The sequence below is a fragment of the Pseudomonas sp. AF32 genome (genome assembly GCF_022342325.2).
GTDB lineage: Bacteria > Pseudomonadota > Gammaproteobacteria > Pseudomonadales > Pseudomonadaceae > Aquipseudomonas > Aquipseudomonas uvaldensis.
This window is the reverse complement of record NZ_RQJK02000003.1, coordinates 285,307-301,842: the sequence shown is the minus strand read 5'-3', so window position 1 is coordinate 301,842 and position 16,536 is coordinate 285,307. Positions and strand designations below refer to the sequence as shown.

The following is a 16,536-nucleotide window of genomic DNA, read 5'->3' as shown; positions in this document are numbered from 1 at the left end:
GCCTCGCGTTTGAATTCAGCGGAAAAGGAACGACGTTGCTTGGTCATCAGACACCTCTATCTGGCGAGCATTCTCGCCTAAATGGGTGTCCGGTTTCATTAGACCACTACACTTCAACGTAAGTCTGGATAGTGAGATGTCCTAACATTTTCACATCAACCGGAACTATGGTGCCGGTTAGTCTCGCTCAAAGCTCCACTACCAGCAATATAATTCCGATTATTGGCAGTACCTATCATAAAGTCGGCATCATAATACCGATTGCTCTTACCCTGGCACTGCGGAACGGGGCTGCTTCGCACCCCATCGGGAGCAAACTCCCTCGCCACAGGTGTCAGGCCCAAGCAGCTTGGCCTCCCCGAAACCTCGGTTCACCTAAAGGCAACGGGAACCACCCTCCTCCACACCACCCTTCCCCCATTTATGGGAAACCGCCTTGCGCTCTTCGCTATAACCTTAGAAGCAACTGCGAATTAGACTTGCCGAGGTGAAATCCGCGTTGTGATTAAGGAAGACAACATGCAAGAAATTTTCAGCATCAACTGGTTGCTTTGGCTATCGACCATGGTTCCGCTGACCCTGAGTGCAGGCCCTGGCAACTTGATGGTGGCGACGTCGGGGGCGCAAAGCGGTGTGCGTCGTTCGGTGCGATTTATCGTTGGGCTCGACATTACTTACTTCCTGATCGCCGTGCTGGTCGGCTTGGGCCTTTATCACACGCTGACGAACAATCCGACGCTGGTGTGGGGGCTGCAAGTGGTGGGCAGTTTCTACATCTTGTGGCTGGGGGTGCGCATGCTGCGTCGTCCACTCAAAGCGCCCACCGACAAGGCCATGCACTTGCAATTTCGGGACGGCATTGTTGTGCAACTGGGCAACGTGCAAGGGATCGTGATGTTGCTGGTGATGTTTTCCACGTTCATGCCTTCCGGCGAGACCAGCAGCACGGTTGTGTTGATCCTTAGTGCGGCGCTGATATCGCTGAATTTCTTCTCGCATGTCATCTGGGTGTCGATGGGGTCGACCGTGCAGAGACTGATCCGGTCCCGCCCCAGATTGCTGATGTTTCAGAACGCTGCGTTCGGCCTGATGCTGATCGCGGTTGCTGTATGGATTTTCCTGCGCATCGGCCCGCTTTAAGGAGGCTTCCATGACCCAGACTCACGGGATTGTCTTCGCCGCCCCCGGCGCACCCAACGTCATGGAGTTTCGTCAATACCCGCTGCGTACCGCCGGCCCTGAAGAAATAACGGTTGCCATCGAAGCCGCCGGCGTGAACTTTATCGACTTGCACCGGCGCTCCGGCGCGCTGGACGATGGTTCAGCCTACCCCCGAAGCTTGGGCATGGAAGGTGCTGGGCTTGTCGTCGAATGTGGATCGCAGGTGAAAAGCCTGGCCATCGGCGATCGAGTGGCCTTCGTGGACAGCTCGACCGGCAGCTACCCCAGTCACGCGGTCGTTCGCGCTTCGCGGGCGATACGCCTGCCCGATAGCTTACCCAGCGAAGTCGCGGCAGGCGTACTGTTCAAAGGGCTGACGGCCGAATACCTGACGCATCGCTGCGTGCCGCTGGCGCCTGGTGACTTTGTGGTATGGCACGCGGCGGCGGGCGGCGTGGGCAGCATTGCCACGAGCTGGTTGGTCGCTCGCGGTATGCGCGTGATAGGTCTCGCTTCGACCGAAGCCAAACGCCGCCAGGCTCTGGAGGTGGGATGCATAGCGGCCCTCGATGCCGAAGCGCCAGACACACTGGGGTCGATCCGCGAATTGACCGATGGCAAAGGTGCCCATGTCGTCTTCGACTCTATCGGCAAAGATACCGTGGAGCTGTCATTGACGAGTTTGCGTCCGCGCGGCCACCTCGTGCTGTTTGGCAATGCTTCGGGCGACGTGACGGATTTCAACCTGTCCCGGCTCGGGCAAATGGGCTCGCTGCATGTGACGCGGCCGTCATTGAAGCACTACATCGGTGGCGACGCTGAATTGACTCACGCGGCCGCACGGGTGCTACAAGCAGTATCCAGCGGCGCGATTCGTTTGCCGCCAATAGCGCATTTCCCCCTCGCGCTGGCTGCCCAGGCCCACTGCGCCATGCAATACCGCCAAACCCAGGGTTCATTGATCCTGGTGCCATGACCCCGCGGTAAACGGCCGTCAGTGCATGCCGACCGCTTTGCTGTGAAACAGCTCCGTCAGATATTCCACCACTCGATCAACGCGGCTCACACCCTGGGTCGCCTGATTGCGCAGCAACCAGATTTCCGAGCGGCGAGCAGGGTGATTGGCCAGTACCTGGCACAGACCGGACTGGTGCCCGACATAGACGGGTAACGCGGCAATCCCCAGATCGGCTTCGACTGCCTTGAGCTGCGCATTCAGATTTGAAACGCGCATCCACAGCTTCTGCTCTCCGGTCATTTCGCTCAACCATTGAGCGAGCGGCATATACGACATTTCTTCGGTCCAGCCGATCAGGCTGTGGTGCTTGAGATCGGCGGGTTCGGCCGGCAGACCGTTGGCATCGGCATAAGCCTTGGAGCAGAAAAGCCCCTGCATCAGCGTCCCGACCCGGCGCATGGTGAAGTTACCGTTCTCCGGTCTGCGCAAGCGGATGATGATGTCGCTGTGGCTCTGCGTGAGTTTCGACGACACCGCCGAGTTAATGAAGTCAAAGCTGATCTCGGGGTACTGATCATGGAATACCGCGAGCTGGGGAATGATCAAGTGCGTGCCCATCAGTTCAGGACAATCGATGCGCACCTGCCCCGCCATCCGATCACCCGGTTGCGACATCTGCCGCTCGATCAGTTTGAAACGCTCCTCCGTTTCCAGTGCCAATGGCAGCAACGCTCTTCCCGCTTCCGTCAGGAAGTAACCGTTAGTCTTCTTCGAAAACAACACCGTACCGAGCGCTTCCTCAAGCGCCGCGATCTTGCGCGACACCGTCGAGGCCGAAACCTTGAGCGAGATTCCGGCCTCGGTCACGTTGTTCGATTTAGCGACGAAGATAAAAACCTTCAGATCATCCCAATCCATGTCGATGACATACCCAAAAATGGAAAATCGATCCCCACCTATTTCTATTCGAAATATCCAGAGGCCAAGTTACAGTTTTTGCATGGAGCAAAACCCTAGAGGAAACATGGATGATACGTAACTCAATGCGCGCCCTTCCAGGGTTCATGCAGCCGTTTCTGAGTTGGCTGACAGCCAAGCCTCTCCCTGAAGATCTCGATAAAGTCCGACCTCTGAAGCCGTTCCACCATATCGTTGTGTCGGCGGGATTGATAGCCGGCGGCGCGCTGTTGGCCGGTATCGGTTATTCGCAAGCCAGCATTGCGCTGTGGCTGCTGGGCTTTGTCCTGGCCACCGGTGGCATCAAGCAGATGCAAGTGATGATCTGCCACAACTGCGCCCATGACATGGTCTTCGAATCGCGCGAGACCAATATGGTCGTCGGCCGGATCATTTCCGGCGTCCTGATGCTCAAACCCTTCGATACCTACAAGAGCGAACATGCTCTGCACCACAGTTCGAAAACGCTGCTGACCGACGATGATGACACCCTCTCCTACCTGCAAAGTGTGGTGGGGTTAAAACCGTCCGACAGCACCACCACCATGTGGGCCAAACTGGTCTGGACCGCGCTGTCGCCACTGGCCGTGCTGCGTTCGTGCTGGAGCCGATTGAAAGGCACCGCCACGGCTGAAAACCGCCGAGTCGCCGTATTGACGTTGGTCTTCTGGGCGGGCCTTGCATTGCTCTCGGCAGCCTTGGGCCATTTCGATCTGTTCATCGTGGCATGGGTGATTCCGATCTTCGCCGGCTACCACATCAGCACCACATTTCGCCTCGCAGCCGAGCACACCTGGCCCAGCGTCGACGTACTGGAACGGCGTGGCATCGACTTCATTTGCGAGAGCACCACCGGCGTCTTTATCGGTGAAGAACTGCGCATACCCGAAGGTGCGGGAACTGTTCGACGCTTCGCCCATATCAGCGTCTGGCTGATCAAGATGCTGGCGTTCCACTTGTTTGTCCGGGTGTTTGTGATGGTCGGCGATACACCGTGTCACGACTTTCATCACCGGCGCCCACGATCCAAAGACTGGCCGAACTACATTACTGCCCGCGAACGCGACAGGATCGAAGGTTCCAAACCCTTTCCCACGAACTACACCGAGACCTGGGGCTACATCAACTCGGTGACCACCAACTTTCGCAACTTTCAGCGGGCGCTCCCGTACTACACAACCAGGACAGCCACTCAAAAGGGACTTTAACGATGACGTTCAGCAAAACCGCTCTGCTCACCACCGTGCCTTCGGACTCCCATAGCTGGAACCTGGTGTTCATGGAGTTCCTGCTCACAGACATGGGCTACAACGTCGAGAATCTGGGGCCGAACACGCCCATGGATGAAGTGATCGCGCGGCTCAACCGCCACGCCAGCGCCATGGTTGTCGTCAGCACGGTCAATGGCCATGGTTACATCGAAGGCGCGGAACTGGCTCGGCGTATTCGTCGCGAAACCAAACACACCGACGGGGTGTATATCGGCGGCAAGATCTGCACTGAAAACGACCCGCAAACCATCGCCCGACATAGCGACACACTGCGCGCCGCAGGTTTCGATGAGGTGTTCGACGACAGCGTGGCCAACAGCTTCGATGCCTTTCAGGAACTGGTGTCTGCCCAGTTGTATCCAGAGCATTACCTGGAAAAACGGGTCGCGCGCTGACCCGTTGCACTCTTTATCGATTCGCAGAAAAGGCAGATCAGGATGATCGATTTCAACACCCATGTTCTCGAACGCTTCAACACGCATGGCCCGGTACTCCAGCCGCGAATGGGCTTCAGTGACCCGGCCCGGATGCAAGCCGGCCTGGAAGCCACAGCAGCGAGCCGTGCGAACACGGTGTGCACCATCACGCTTGATGCGTTCACCCGGGTGAACAATCTTGAAGCAGCGCAACGGGCCATCGACAGCGAATCGATGCTCAACGGTTATCCAATCGTCAACCATCCACCGGCGCAGACCCGTGCCATGATCGACCAGATTGATGCGCGCTACCACCTGCCAGTGCAGGTTCGTCATGGTTCACCCGACCCGTTGCACATTTTCGAGCGCATGGTCGACGTCGGTCTGCCCACCACCGAGGGCGGGCCGATTTCCTATTGCCTGCCCTACAGTCGCACGCCATTGCGCGAGGCGTTCGGTCACTGGGAGAAAGCCTGTCAGGTGCTCTCCAGCGGCGTCGACAACAGTCACATCGAAAGCTTCGCCGGTTGCATGATGGGACAGATGTGCGACCCGGTGATCCTGGTGGCGCTGAATATTCTTGAAGGACTGTTCTTGCGCTCACAGGGCATCAAGACGCTGTCGTTTTCCTACGCTCAAGGCACCTCGCCGGTGCAGGATCGTGCGGCAGTAACAGCCCTCCAACAACTCGCGGCCGAATATTTTGCGCCGGGCAGCTATCACTTTGTCGGTTATGTATTCATGGGGTTCTTCCCGCGCACGCTTGGCGGTTTTTGCCGAATCACTGGCGACGCGCTGGCGATGATCCGCGCCACGGGTGTGCAGCGGGTGATCATCAAGACACCGGTGGAATCGAGGCGCATTCCTCGGATAGAGGAAAATATCGCGGCGCTGGAGTACTGCGACTACTGCCTGAACACCGACGGCGTTTTACCGCAGATTCCGCTCGATGCCCAGGAACACGGCCGCGTCCTGCGTAGCGCGAAGCGCCTGATCGAAGGCACGCTCGCCCACGACAGCAACTTGTCCGAAGCCCTGCTCGGTGCCTTCGACAGTGGTTTTCTGTCGATCCCCTACTGCCTGCACCCCGACAACAAACGCGGCGCCGGCACCGTGCTGACACCAGAAAACTATTACCACGGGTTCCAAGGCGAGCGGGTGGAAAACGCCTTCTCGTTCCTGGCGGCGCTGAGACAGAACATCCGCACGTATGACTGCGTGCTTTGACGCCGGACCGAGTCCATCCGTACCCGCACGGGGCGCTCATGAATTTGTGTGCGAAGCCCGGATTCGCGCCATCATTTATGCCGTCGCCCCTTGTCGCTACGCCTTGCCCTCTCCATTGGCTCGCGGAACAGGAGTGGATGCCTGAAAATATCCCGTGCAACCCACCCCCACAACCCGCTATTAATACCCTTCCCCACTCAAGGACCCGAACCCCATCGTGAAATTCGACCTCGCCTACTGCCTCAGCCTCGACGAAAAGCTGTCGATCTATGACGTGCGCGATTTGAATTTTGACGAGACGGTGGCATTCGACTCCGCGAAGGAACACTTCCAGTGCCCCAACGATGCCTGTCGGGCAGCGTTCGATACAGGAAATGTGCTGGGGACGTTCAACGCCAAGAATGTGCGCTACGTGCGTACTCCGCATTTCAAGAACATCCCCAGCACGCGGCACATAGAAGGCTGTCCTTACGTCAGCCTGAAGGCATCGGCATCAGGGCTGGAGGCGGAAGATTCGGAAACGGACGACGGTCGGGAGGAGCATTTTCCGTCGGAATTACTGCTGACTCGCCGCGAGTATGTGCGCAAGCCGTCGAGTCCGACGGCAGAGACGGATGTCATGGGTGACGAGCGAGCGCCTTCACCTGCCAGTCGCGTCGAGCACCCGAGCCGTGATTCAGCGCCGGACAAGACCCGTGTCTTCGCCCACCCGGTTGAGTGTTTTGTCTCGAACTTCGCCGACAAGGACCTACTCAAGCGCATGCCGCTGAAGATCGGCGAGCACTCGGCGCCCTATGGATCGTTCTTCAAGAAGATCGAGTACCTGCTGGATAACAAAGGGTTGATTTACTGGGGCAAGATCAAGGAGATCAAGGACTACACCCAAAGCTTTCGCATCGATTTCGAACAGAAGGTCTGGTTCAAGCAAGCGGACGACGCGAAGAAAAAGCCTTACTCGGTGAATGTTTATCTGAGCAAGAAGCTGATCGACAACTACCGCAAGCGCAAGGCGTTCCTGGAAGAAATCAAGCACGCCGTCGACAGTGAAGCGCCGTTGTATTGCTTCTTTTATGGCGTGACGCCGGAGTTCAAGCAGGTGCCGAGCAAGAAAAACCCCGAACAGACGTTCGGGGTATTCAGCGCCAATATCGAGAACCTGGACCATTTCATTATTCGCGAAGCGCCAGGGTTGGCCGCCGAGTGAACAGCCCGAGGTTCGCGACTCAAAAAGCACCCGGATGAAGAAAACCGTCGGTCACCTATCCAAAAAATGAGATTGATCCGGGCTCAAAACAACTGTACAAAAACACAGTATTTTTGAATCCGCCGCTTTGGAGAACTCTCATGGCCTCTCTCGCAATCAAAAACACCCTGGAACGCATCGCTGTCTACCAATTTACTCCGGCCCACAGCGCGCAGGCGCGTGCGATGCTGGGCTGGAGCGTCGAAGAATTGTCCCGCCAGTCCGGCGTCTCGGTCCAGGCCATCCGGCGCTTCGAGGCTGGAGGCAACCTGCTCGACGTGACCCGCCTGGCGCTGGCCTTTCGGTTGGAAGCCGAAGGGCTGGTGTTCTTTCCCGGCTTCGCACCGGGACGCGGCATGAACATCAAGGGTGCCACGCCGGATCCGATGGAGCGGGCCGACTACGCGATGATCGAATGATCGCAGTGCCCGGCGTGACGTCGGGTGGTTACGCCATGCCGGCGTGGTCTTGATAAGCAGAGGCTTCAACGTCCAACCACCAGGCCCGGCCACGTTGCGGCTGTGACAGGTTGAAGGGCTCTCCCATTTGCGGCGTGGTGATCAGAACGTTGCGCTCCCACGCCAGGGCCAGGATACGGTCGAAGGGCTCGTACCAGGCATGCATCGACAGGTCGAACGTGCCGTTGTGGATCGGCAGCAGCCAGCGTCCCTTGAGGTCGATGTGCGCTTGCAGGGTTTGCTCGGGTTGCATGTGGATCAAGGGCCATTCGACGTTGTAGGCGCCGGTTTCCATCAGCGTCAGGTCAAAGGGGCCATATTGGTTGCCGATGCGCTTGAAGCCATCGAAATAACCGGTGTCGCCACTGAAGAAGATCCGGGTGTCGCCGTCGATCATGACCCACGAGGCCCATAACGTGTTGTTGCCATCGAACAGGCCACGACCGGAAAAATGTTGGGAGGGCGTGGCAATGAATTCGATACCGGCCACCTCCGAGCCCTGCCACCAGTCCATCTGCCGCACCTTGCTGGCGTCGACACCCCATTTGACCAGGGTATCGCCTACGCCAAGAGGCGCCAGGAAATGTTGGGTCTTGGCAGCCAACTGGATGATGGCCTGGTGATCCAGATGGTCGTAATGATCATGGGAAAGGATCACCGCTTCGATCGGCGGCAGCTCTTCCAGGCTGATGGGCGGTTGATGAAAACGCTTGGGGCCCGCCCATTGCACGGGGGAAGCACGTTCCGAGAAGACCGGGTCGGTCAGCCAGAATTTATCCCGAAGCTTGAGCAGTACGGTGGAATGGCCGAGACGAAAGACACTGCCATTGGGCGCAGCCAGCAGCGCGGTACGTGTCAATGGTTGAACCGGGACGGCCCCGGTGGGACGGGTGTCACGCGGCTTATGGAATACCATGTTCCACAGGATGCGCAGGGCCTTGCCGAGCCCTTCCCGGGGTGTAGGGGCATGGTTGCGATACTTCCCCTGCTCCTGTCGGGACGAGGGAGGGATTGAAGAGCTGTCGGACGAAGAAACAGAGGGATGGGTCATGATGCGATAACTCCAAGGACGTCGCCGGCATTGCGCTTCGCCGTTGTTGAACGCTAAATGGCCGCTGCATGCACGCTCAGCCGTTCGCTGGATAGTAAAACTACACCGACCGGTGTAGGTTGCAGACTGCATGACTCCCAAGAACAAGTAAACCACTGAGTGTAACTTATCTTTTCCGGATCGATTTCTGCCCATGACCGTACCGCAACGCCTCACCGACCGAAAACGCGAAGCCATCCTGGAAGCCGCCATTGCCGAATTCCGCAACAGCGGCTTCGATATCACCAGCATGGACAAGATCGCGGCGACGGCCGGTGTATCCAAGCGCACGGTGTACAACCACTTCCCCAGCAAGGAAGAGCTGTTCGCCGAAATTCTGAACCGATTATGGAACCGCGTGACCGCAGAGCAGGACGCCGCCTATACCCCCGACAAACCCTTGCGTGAGCAGCTTCGCCAATTGCTGCAAGCCAAATTGCACCTGCTGGCAGAGGACAGTTTTCTCGACCTGGCGCGCATCGCCATTGCCGCCACGATTCATTCTCCCGAGCGAGCCCAGGACATGGTGTCGCGCATGGGGCAGCGCGAAGAAGGCCTCACGGTGTGGATTCGCCAGGCACAGGCCGATGGTCGGTTGAAAACCGTGGATCCGGCGTTTGCCGCCCAGCAGATGCACGGACTGCTGAAGACGTTTGCCTTCTGGCCGCAGATTTCCATGGGCCAGCCGAGCCTGACCCCGGCTCAGCAGATCGAGGTCATCGAATCCGCCCTCGACATGTTCCTGACCCGCTACCAGCGCTGAGGATCAACGCAACTGCAAGCTGCCTCCCAGCTCGTCGAACAGGGTTACCACCGAGCGCAAGGCACGGCAGTCCGGCCGGGTCAGAAGCCACAATGCCGTGTCATACCCCATCAACGGTTCGCCCAAGGGAACCAGGCTTTGACTGTCACCCAGAAGAAAGTCCGGCAGCGCCGCGACACCCAGACCGGCCCGCACCAATTCAGTGACCGAGAGCATGCTGTTACAACGATAAGCTGGCACCACGCCGGGAAGATGCTGGCGACGCCAGGTTACGGTGGGGTGGTCGGGAAGGAAGTCGTCCGGCGCGATCCACGTCATTGACCTCAAGTCATCGGAGCTTATCGAACGCAAATAGGCCGGACTCGCACACACGCGATAGGCCACATCGCCCAGATGCCGACCGACCAGATGTTCCGGTGGCGTGCGGGTCAATCGCAGCGCGATGTCGGCGTCGCGCCGGCTCAGGTTGGCAAAATCATTCGAGGTGCTCAGTTCAAGGTGCAGCGCCGGATAAGCGGGCATGAACCGCGCCAGCGCCGGCAACAGCAGCGCTTGCAGGACCGAGTCGGAGCAGGTCAGCCGCACCGTGCCGGTAATCACTGCGCCGCCCTGCTCCACACCAATACGCGCCGCCTCCAGAGCCTGTTCGGCACGCTCGGCCTGTTCGCACAGCGCCCGGGCCAGGCTTGTAGGCAAATACCCGGCACGGCTCTTTTCGAACAAGGGCTGGCCCAGGGCTGCTTCGAGCCGACGTACCGAACGAAATACCGTGGACACATCCACCTTCAGCAACTGCGCAGCCCGAGCCAGCGAACCGCCACGAACAAGCGCCAGGATCAGGGACAGGTCGGGATAATCCAGACGGTAGTGCATCGATGCATTGATCATTTGGGTAGATGCCAATATTGATTGCGTGAACGCCAATTTATAGTGGCAACCAGGAATCAACCAGCGATAAGTCCCCATGGAAATACAACGCCCTGTTCACATTGCCTTGATTGGCGAGCACGATCCGCAAATAACGGCCCATCGGGCAATCCCCATTGCGCTTGAGCTGATTGGCAAGCAAACCGGCCGGGCCATTCACCTCAAATGGCTGGCAACCGACCAGATCGCCGACGACTGCGCCCTGGAAGGCGTTCACGGTATCTGGTGCGTACCCGGCAGCCCTTACCGAAATGAAAGCGCCGCGTTGCGGGCCATTCGTTTCGCCCGCGAGCAGCGCCGCCCGTTCCTGGGCACCTGCGGTGGCTTTCAGCATGCGGTGCTGGAATATGCCCGCCATGTCTTGGGCTGGGCCGATGCCGCTCACGGCGAAACGTCCCCGGAAGCCGAACGCGCCCTGTTGACACCGCTGAGCTGTGCCTTGATCGACACCCTCGACAGCCTTCGGCTCGAAGCGGATTCATTGATTGCCAGGGCCTACGGTCAGCAGACGATATTCGAGGGCTACCGCTGCCGCTTCGGCGTCAACCCTCGGTTCGAGCAGGATTTGTTGGGCGACGATTTGCACGCGGTAGCCCGCGATTCGGAGGGCGAGCTGCGAGCCGTTGAGCTGCGCGGGCACCCGTTCTTCGTCGCAACGTTGTTTCAGCCTGAACGCGCAGCACTGGAAAATCGCGTACCGCCACTGGTTCGTGCCTTTGTCGATGCCTGCGGGAGGATGACTGCGTAAGCGATCATTATTAAGCGGTGGTTTTCACCGTACAGCGCACAGTTACAACCCCTGTGGGGGGGCCACCATCGCGGGCAAGCCTTGCTCCCACAGAGGTATCACTCATCGCCCGCTCGACGACACTCAGCCCTCTACTAACTGACGCACCGCCACGATTTCAGGCAGGTCGCTGCGCGCCATATACACCCGCAAGGGTTCGGTGAGGTTGATCCGATCGTCGATGTTCTGGTCCAGCAACAGCTGGATCCGCTCCCGCCTCAGGACCATGGTGCCGTCCGCCGCCCTGGTCCAGACGAATTCACTGGCGGGGATGATGCCGTCGTCGGCCACGTCCATGCCGAAGGCGTCTTCGCTGAACCGTACGATGTATTGGCCGGTCTTGCGATTCAGGCCTACGAAGCCCTTGAGCTGATCGGCGGCCTGGCAGATGAAGGTCGAAGTGGTGCGCATGGTAAACCTCATGGATGCATCCCGTGGGACGTCTGATCGATGGTTTACACGCAGGGCAAGCGGATGTGAGTTCAGGTTTCCCTCTGCCGGGGAAACTGCTGCCGCCAAGCGTACTGCAAAGCTGCCTGAAAAAGCGTGGGAAAAATCTGCTTTGCATAGGTTTATGTCGGTCTGGCGATAGCGTTCAGAGCGTTCAGTTGTTAAAAGAGAGGCTTTGCGAAACCTACGAAAGGATCTCGAGCATGCCTGTTACCCTCACCCGCAACGCGTTGATGCTGAGCCTGTTGCTCGGCTTCGGTCAGACACAAGCCGCTGAAACCTTGAGCCCAAAAGCGTTGGCAGCCCTTCACGGCATTCCCCATCCCGCCGTGATCGCCCACCGTGGTGCCTCGTTCGATGCGCCGGAATCCACCGCCGCCGCTTATAAGCTGGCCCGCGACCTGGGTGCCGATTACCTGGAGCTGGACTTGCAGCGCAGCAAGGACGGTGTGCTGTTCGTGCTGCATGACGACAACCTGCAGCGCACCACAGATGTCGCCACCAAGTTTCCCGAGCGTAAGGACAGCGCCGCGAATGCATTCACCATGGCCGAACTCAAGACCCTCGACGCCGGTAGCTGGTTCAACACCGCCTACCCTGACCGGGCACGCCCTTCGTTCGTGGGCCTGAAAATCCTGACCCTCGATGAAGTCATCAACATTGCCGAAGGCAACCCGAAGCAGAAACCGGGGTTGTACATCGAAACCAAGGAGCCGAAGCTCTTCCCGGGCATCGAGCGCGATTTGAAAGACAAATTGCAGGACCGTGGCTGGCTGAGCCCGGCCGGTTCCAAGCTCGCCAAGAGCCCAACCGGCGTGGGCCAGGGCAAGGGCAAAGTGGTCTTGCAAACCTTTGAAAAGAGCAGCCTGGAACTGCTGCACAAAGAAATGCCGAAAGTACCGAAGGTCCTGCTGCTGTGGGTAGGCGAAGGCAATATCGAGCCCAAATCCAAGGTGACGTTTGCCGAGTCGGGCGAAACGGACAAGGCAGCCTATTACGCCAAACAGGAACCCAAGGACCGGGCCGAGTTCGAAAACTGGGTACGTTACGCCAAGGACCAGGGCGCCGTCGGCACCGGACCTTCCGCTGCGTTGACCCATGGCGGCAGCCAGAGCTATGCGGACCTGGTGCAACCGTGGATGAACCAGTACACCCATGACCAGGGTCTGCTGGTGCACGTCTACACCGTGGACGAAGCCGTGGACTTCAAGAAAGTGATGGACGCCGGCGTGGATGGCATCTTCACCAACCGGGCCAGTGAATTGCTCAGATACTTCAAGCGCCCTGAAACGGGCAGCGTGACGCAACTGCTGGAGAAGAACGGCTACTGATTCATGGCTGAACGATAAAGTCCGTGGCAGCAAACCCTCTTCCGCGGACTATGCTTGCACAATGCTTACTTCTGCCGTCCCTGGGATGTTTTCAGCAGTTTTTCAAATTAAGGGTGAATTAAGTTGCCGTGGTTAACCTGAACCCACTTAAACGACACACCTTTTAATGAAAGAACCAAGGAACGACCCCATGAAAACTTTAACTGCCCTGTTTACCGCTGCAGCCCTGACCCTTACCGCTGGCCTGGCCCAAGCAGATGACCTGTCACCAAAGCAGATTTCTCAGTTGGTCAAGGAAGGTAAGATCAAATCGATGGAAGAACTGAAACAAGTAGTCGAGAAGTTTCACCCAGGCGCAACCATCGGCCTCCCTGACGTGGAAGAGAGCCGCACGGGTTACGAATATGAAGTTGAAGTCCGTTATCCCGATGGCAGAGAGTTTGACATTGAACTCAACGCCGCCACCGGCGAAGTTTCGCAGAACAGACCCGACCATTGATTAAAAAGAGCCGCGCTATCTTCGGATTGCGCGGCTCTTTTTATTCTGCTTACAGAATATGATGTTCTGCGTGCCACAGCGCCCCCGTCACAAAACCTTCAAAAAACCTTGCCATGATCTCGCCCAAGTGAACCTGTAGCTGCCACAGGCACTTCCCGCCAGCGAGCCCCCATGAACCACAGTATCGACCAAAGCCATCGCGACCCGGATCTGTTCGGCCTGCTTTATGGGTATTGCTTCCGACCCGGCGAGCGCGGACGAGAGATCGATTCGGCGCAGGCCCTGCAATGCCTGGAACAACCGCAGGACAGCGAAGAATTCCTCTGGCTGCATCTGAACCTGGCCCATGCGGCGTGCGAGCGCTGGATGAAAACCCATCTACGCCTGCCACAGGAGTTCTTCGAAGCCTTGCATGAAGGCTCGCGCTCGACCCGCATCGAGCATGTGGATTCGGCGCTGCTGGCGGTGGTCAACGACGTCGTATTCAAGCTCAGCAGCATGGTTTCCTCGGATGTCTCCACCTTGTGGGTTTGTGTGCACAGCCGGCTGATCATCAGCGCACGCTCGCAACCCCTGCATTCAGTGGACAAGCTACGCTCATCGGTCAAGGCCGGTGAGCGCTTTCGCTCGCCGCTGGAATTGCTCGTGCATTTGCTGCGTGACCAAGGCGAAGTGCTGACCCAGATCGTGCGCAAGACCAGTCTCAGCGTCGATCAGGTCGAGGATGAGTTGCTGTCCTCCCGGCTGTCCACCAACCGCGCCGAGCTGGGCGCCAACCGTCGGGTGCTGGTTCGCCTGCAACGCTTGCTGGCCCTGGAACCGGGTTCGTTACTGCGCCTGCTCAACCGTCCGCCGCAATGGTTGCAGAAAGAGGACGTCAAGGAACTGCGCAAATCCACCGAGGAGTTCGCGCTGATCATCAACGACCTCACCGCATTGAGCGAGCGGATCAAACTGCTGCAGGAAGAAATCGCCGCCAATCTCAACGAACAGACCAACCGATCCCTGTTCACCCTGACAGTGGTGACGGTACTTGCCTTGCCCATCAACATCATCGCCGGTTTCTTCGGCATGAACGTCGGCGGCGTGCCCCTTGCCAGCGATCCGGAGGGTTTCTGGATCCTGGTGGCGCTGGTGGCAACGTTCACACTGATCGCCGGTCGGTGGGCGTTTCGCAAACGGCGCGACTACTGACCGTTCCACCTTCCGGCGAGCGAGTATTCGTCAGGCGCTCAAGCGCGCCGTCACCTCGTTCAACTGCCCCGACAAACCATGCAGATCCCGACTTGCCGTTTCGGTGCGTTGCACGTTGTCCAGGTTGGTACTGGCAATACAAGTGATCTCCGTGAGGTTGCGGGAAATGTCTTCGGCAACCGACGTCTGCTCTTCCGCGGCCGTGGCGATCTGTCGGTTCATGTCGCGGATCGCTTCGACAGCCTGAGTGATACGTTCGAGCATGGCCCCGGCCTGAGTCACCTGCTCGACGCTTTCCTCACTGCGCGACTGGCCGCTTTCGATGGCTTGGGCCGCGTCGACCGCACCGGTTTGCACAGTCTGGATGATCTGGTTGATCTCGATGATGGACGAAGCCGTGCGCTGGGCCAGGCTGCGTACTTCATCGGCGACCACTGCGAAACCGCGTCCGGCTTCACCGGCACGGGCGGCTTCGATGGCGGCATTGAGGGCCAACAGGTTGGTCTGCTCGGCAATCCCGCGGATCACTTCGAGCACCTTGCCGATACGACCGCTGTCGGTTTCCAGGCGACGAATAACCGTTGCGGTGTTGGCGATTTCACCGCGCATGCGGGTAATGGTGTGAATGGTCCCTTGCATGACCTTCTCACCCTGTTGGGCCGAATGATCGGCATCGTCGGCCGCACGCGCCGCGTCGGCGGCATGGCGGGCAACTTCCTGGGCCGTGGCGGACATCTCGTTCATCGCGGTCGCCACCTGGTCGGTACGTTCGAACTGCTCATTGGTGCCCTGGCTCATCAGGCCGGCGATGGCATTGAGCTCGCCACTGGCACTGTCCAGCTCCGAGGCACTGCGCTGCAAGCGCGTGAAGGTTTCGGCCAGGAAGTCGCGCAGGGTGTTGGCCGCCAGGGCCAGGTCGCCCAGCTCATCCTGACGCGTGCTGACCACACGTTCGGCGAAACGGCCTCGACTCAGTTGGGTCACGTATTCAATCAGGCTGCGGATCGGTTGCACCAGGCTGCGATTGACCAGCCACAGGCTGAACAAGCCGACCAACAGGCCGGAAACCAGCATCACCGCAACGCCCAGCATGATGGTGTGGTCAGCCCCGGCGCTGATCAGCGCCGATTGCTCGTTGCTCGACTTGCGCAGGTCGACTACCAGCTCACTCATCTGCTCGCTGGCCGCACGGTCCACGCCCTTGACCGCCGCATCACCCGCCGAAGGGTCGCCGCCTGCTGCGACAAAAGCATCCCGGCCCTTCTGGTAGGCCGCCCCCAACTGACGGTGTTCGTCTCGCAGACGTTCGATGCGCGACTTGATCTGCGTCGGTAGATCTTTTTGTCCGATCAGTTCCCCCAGAATGCCCTGAACATCTTGCTGACGCCCTTCGAACTGCTTCCAGTATTTATCCAGGTCAGCCGGCTGCTTACCGCGCAGCAAGACGTTCTTCCACTCCTGAACCTGCTCTTTGAACCGCAGATTGGCCTCGTCGATCAACTGCGACGCGCGCAATGGCCCGTCGATCAGGCTTCGATAGTTCTGGATGCCGTTGGACAGGAAATGAAAAGACGCCAGGGCGATCAGCAACATCGCCAACAGGCTACCGCTCAGCAGGGCGAGAATCTGGGCTCGCAGGGATTTTTTCAGGAACATCAAGGAAGCTCTCTAGGAGGTAAAAGCCAAGCCCACGGACTGACACGTCCAGACCTTCCCTGTCTCGCGCAAACGACTTCATGGCGTGAATGTGCGGCATATCACTTGCCATCGGCCCACAAGCCGCGTTCTTGAGCCCTGGTGGCCG

The 16,536-nt window shown here is 58.8% G+C and carries 17 protein-coding genes and 1 pseudogene; 12 read left to right on the top strand and 6 right to left on the bottom strand.

Annotation, left to right across the window (positions count from 1 at the left end; genetic code table 11):
• Positions 1-519 precede the first annotated feature (519 nt).
• A complete protein-coding gene (locus EGM97_RS04990; RefSeq protein ID WP_238961179.1) occupies positions 520-1,140 on the top strand; it encodes a LysE family translocator in 621 nt (206 codons plus the stop codon).
• Between the two features lie 10 nt (positions 1,141-1,150).
• Entirely contained in the window at positions 1,151-2,137 is a 987-nt protein-coding gene (locus EGM97_RS04985) for a quinone oxidoreductase family protein (protein ID WP_238961169.1), read from the top strand.
• Positions 2,138-2,155: 18 nt separating this feature from the next.
• Here EGM97_RS04985 and EGM97_RS04980 read toward each other — a convergent pair whose 3' ends face one another.
• Positions 2,156-3,037, bottom strand: a complete 882-nt coding sequence (locus tag EGM97_RS04980) for a LysR family transcriptional regulator (protein WP_053147191.1) — start codon at positions 3,035-3,037, stop codon at positions 2,156-2,158.
• A gap of 110 nt (positions 3,038-3,147) precedes the next feature.
• Here EGM97_RS04980 and EGM97_RS04975 point away from each other — a divergent pair, with 110 nt between their 5' ends.
• From EGM97_RS04975 to EGM97_RS04955, 5 genes are all read left to right on the top strand, one after another.
• Positions 3,148-4,284 carry a fatty acid desaturase gene (locus EGM97_RS04975; protein ID WP_238961168.1) on the top strand — a complete coding sequence of 379 codons (1,137 nt, stop codon included), beginning with the start codon at positions 3,148-3,150 and terminating at the stop codon, positions 4,282-4,284.
• A 2-nt stretch (positions 4,285-4,286) separates the two neighbouring features.
• On the top strand, positions 4,287-4,742 hold the full coding sequence (locus EGM97_RS04970) for a cobalamin B12-binding domain-containing protein (protein WP_053147190.1): 456 nt from the start codon (positions 4,287-4,289) through the stop codon (positions 4,740-4,742).
• Positions 4,743-4,784: 42 nt separating this feature from the next.
• Complete coding sequence (locus EGM97_RS04965) at positions 4,785-5,990, top strand: methylaspartate mutase (protein WP_238961167.1); 1,206 nt, start codon at positions 4,785-4,787, stop codon at positions 5,988-5,990.
• 217 nt (positions 5,991-6,207) lie between these two features.
• Entirely contained in the window at positions 6,208-7,194 is a 987-nt protein-coding gene (locus EGM97_RS04960; RefSeq protein ID WP_238961166.1) for a hypothetical protein, read from the top strand.
• A 140-nt stretch (positions 7,195-7,334) separates the two neighbouring features.
• Positions 7,335-7,652: a helix-turn-helix domain-containing protein gene (locus tag EGM97_RS04955; protein WP_053147187.1), complete on the top strand. Its 318-nt coding sequence runs from the start codon at positions 7,335-7,337 to the stop codon at positions 7,650-7,652.
• A gap of 28 nt (positions 7,653-7,680) precedes the next feature.
• On the opposite strand, the gene EGM97_RS04950 is transcribed toward EGM97_RS04955, so the two are convergent.
• Complete coding sequence (locus tag EGM97_RS04950; protein ID WP_238961165.1) at positions 7,681-8,742, bottom strand: MBL fold metallo-hydrolase; 1,062 nt, start codon at positions 8,740-8,742, stop codon at positions 7,681-7,683.
• A 193-nt stretch (positions 8,743-8,935) separates the two neighbouring features.
• Here EGM97_RS04950 and EGM97_RS04945 point away from each other — a divergent pair, with 193 nt between their 5' ends.
• Positions 8,936-9,544, top strand: a complete 609-nt coding sequence (locus EGM97_RS04945) for a TetR/AcrR family transcriptional regulator (protein ID WP_238961164.1) — start codon at positions 8,936-8,938, stop codon at positions 9,542-9,544.
• Between the two features lie 3 nt (positions 9,545-9,547).
• Here EGM97_RS04945 and EGM97_RS04940 read toward each other — a convergent pair whose 3' ends face one another.
• Positions 9,548-10,432 (bottom strand): LysR family transcriptional regulator, encoded by an 885-nt coding sequence (locus EGM97_RS04940; RefSeq protein ID WP_238961163.1) that lies wholly within the window; start codon positions 10,430-10,432, stop codon positions 9,548-9,550.
• A gap of 76 nt (positions 10,433-10,508) precedes the next feature.
• Between EGM97_RS04940 and EGM97_RS04935 the strand changes: the two genes are divergently transcribed.
• Positions 10,509-11,219, top strand: coding sequence for a CTP synthase C-terminal region-related (seleno)protein (locus EGM97_RS04935; protein WP_238961162.1), 711 nt, complete (start codon positions 10,509-10,511; stop codon positions 11,217-11,219).
• A 123-nt stretch (positions 11,220-11,342) separates the two neighbouring features.
• Here the strand turns inward: EGM97_RS04935 and EGM97_RS04930 are convergent, their stop codons facing one another.
• Positions 11,343-11,669 carry a DUF2025 family protein gene (locus EGM97_RS04930; RefSeq protein WP_238961161.1) on the bottom strand — a complete coding sequence of 109 codons (327 nt, stop codon included), beginning with the start codon at positions 11,667-11,669 and terminating at the stop codon, positions 11,343-11,345.
• Positions 11,670-11,911: 242 nt separating this feature from the next.
• Between EGM97_RS04930 and EGM97_RS04925 the strand changes: the two genes are divergently transcribed.
• From EGM97_RS04925 to EGM97_RS04915, 3 genes are all read left to right on the top strand, one after another.
• Positions 11,912-13,039 carry a glycerophosphodiester phosphodiesterase gene (locus EGM97_RS04925; RefSeq protein ID WP_238961160.1) on the top strand — a complete coding sequence of 376 codons (1,128 nt, stop codon included), beginning with the start codon at positions 11,912-11,914 and terminating at the stop codon, positions 13,037-13,039.
• A 190-nt stretch (positions 13,040-13,229) separates the two neighbouring features.
• Complete coding sequence (locus tag EGM97_RS04920; protein WP_238961159.1) at positions 13,230-13,538, top strand: PepSY domain-containing protein; 309 nt, start codon at positions 13,230-13,232, stop codon at positions 13,536-13,538.
• Between the two features lie 171 nt (positions 13,539-13,709).
• Positions 13,710-14,732 (top strand): transporter, encoded by a 1,023-nt coding sequence (locus tag EGM97_RS04915; RefSeq protein WP_238961158.1) that lies wholly within the window; start codon positions 13,710-13,712, stop codon positions 14,730-14,732.
• A gap of 30 nt (positions 14,733-14,762) precedes the next feature.
• On the opposite strand, the gene EGM97_RS04910 is transcribed toward EGM97_RS04915, so the two are convergent.
• Together EGM97_RS04910 and EGM97_RS04905 are read right to left on the bottom strand one after the other, a co-directional pair.
• Positions 14,763-15,467 carry a methyl-accepting chemotaxis protein gene (locus tag EGM97_RS04910; RefSeq protein WP_371259561.1) on the bottom strand — a complete coding sequence of 235 codons (705 nt, stop codon included), beginning with the start codon at positions 15,465-15,467 and terminating at the stop codon, positions 14,763-14,765.
• A 228-nt stretch (positions 15,468-15,695) separates the two neighbouring features.
• Positions 15,696-15,806: pseudogene (locus tag EGM97_RS04905) on the bottom strand (hypothetical protein); the annotation flags it as partial.
• Between the last annotated feature and the right edge of the window lie 730 nt (positions 15,807-16,536).

Bases quoted from the DNA above. Each gene is read 5' to 3' on its own strand.
- EGM97_RS04990 (WP_238961179.1), top strand. From the start codon at position 520: ATGCAAGAAATTTTCAGCATCAACTGGTTGCTTTGGCTATCGACCATG.
- EGM97_RS04975 (WP_238961168.1), top strand. From the start codon at position 3,148: ATGATACGTAACTCAATGCGCGCCCTTCCAGGGTTCATGCAGCCGTTT.
- EGM97_RS04935 (WP_238961162.1), top strand. From the start codon at position 10,509: ATGGAAATACAACGCCCTGTTCACATTGCCTTGATTGGCGAGCACGAT.
- EGM97_RS04985 (WP_238961169.1), top strand. From the start codon at position 1,151: ATGACCCAGACTCACGGGATTGTCTTCGCCGCCCCCGGCGCACCCAAC.
- EGM97_RS04965 (WP_238961167.1), top strand. From the start codon at position 4,785: ATGATCGATTTCAACACCCATGTTCTCGAACGCTTCAACACGCATGGC.
- EGM97_RS04955 (WP_053147187.1), top strand. From the start codon at position 7,335: ATGGCCTCTCTCGCAATCAAAAACACCCTGGAACGCATCGCTGTCTAC.
- EGM97_RS04930 (WP_238961161.1), bottom strand. From the start codon at position 11,669: ATGCGCACCACTTCGACCTTCATCTGCCAGGCCGCCGATCAGCTCAAG.
- EGM97_RS04920 (WP_238961159.1), top strand. From the start codon at position 13,230: ATGAAAACTTTAACTGCCCTGTTTACCGCTGCAGCCCTGACCCTTACC.
- EGM97_RS04925 (WP_238961160.1), top strand. From the start codon at position 11,912: ATGCCTGTTACCCTCACCCGCAACGCGTTGATGCTGAGCCTGTTGCTC.
- EGM97_RS04950 (WP_238961165.1), bottom strand. From the start codon at position 8,742: ATGACCCATCCCTCTGTTTCTTCGTCCGACAGCTCTTCAATCCCTCCC.
- EGM97_RS04910 (WP_371259561.1), bottom strand. From the start codon at position 15,467: ATGTCCGCCACGGCCCAGGAAGTTGCCCGCCATGCCGCCGACGCGGCG.
- EGM97_RS04915 (WP_238961158.1), top strand. From the start codon at position 13,710: ATGAACCACAGTATCGACCAAAGCCATCGCGACCCGGATCTGTTCGGC.
- EGM97_RS04945 (WP_238961164.1), top strand. From the start codon at position 8,936: ATGACCGTACCGCAACGCCTCACCGACCGAAAACGCGAAGCCATCCTG.
- EGM97_RS04940 (WP_238961163.1), bottom strand. From the start codon at position 10,432: ATGATCAATGCATCGATGCACTACCGTCTGGATTATCCCGACCTGTCC.
- EGM97_RS04980 (WP_053147191.1), bottom strand. From the start codon at position 3,037: ATGGATTGGGATGATCTGAAGGTTTTTATCTTCGTCGCTAAATCGAAC.
- EGM97_RS04970 (WP_053147190.1), top strand. From the start codon at position 4,287: ATGACGTTCAGCAAAACCGCTCTGCTCACCACCGTGCCTTCGGACTCC.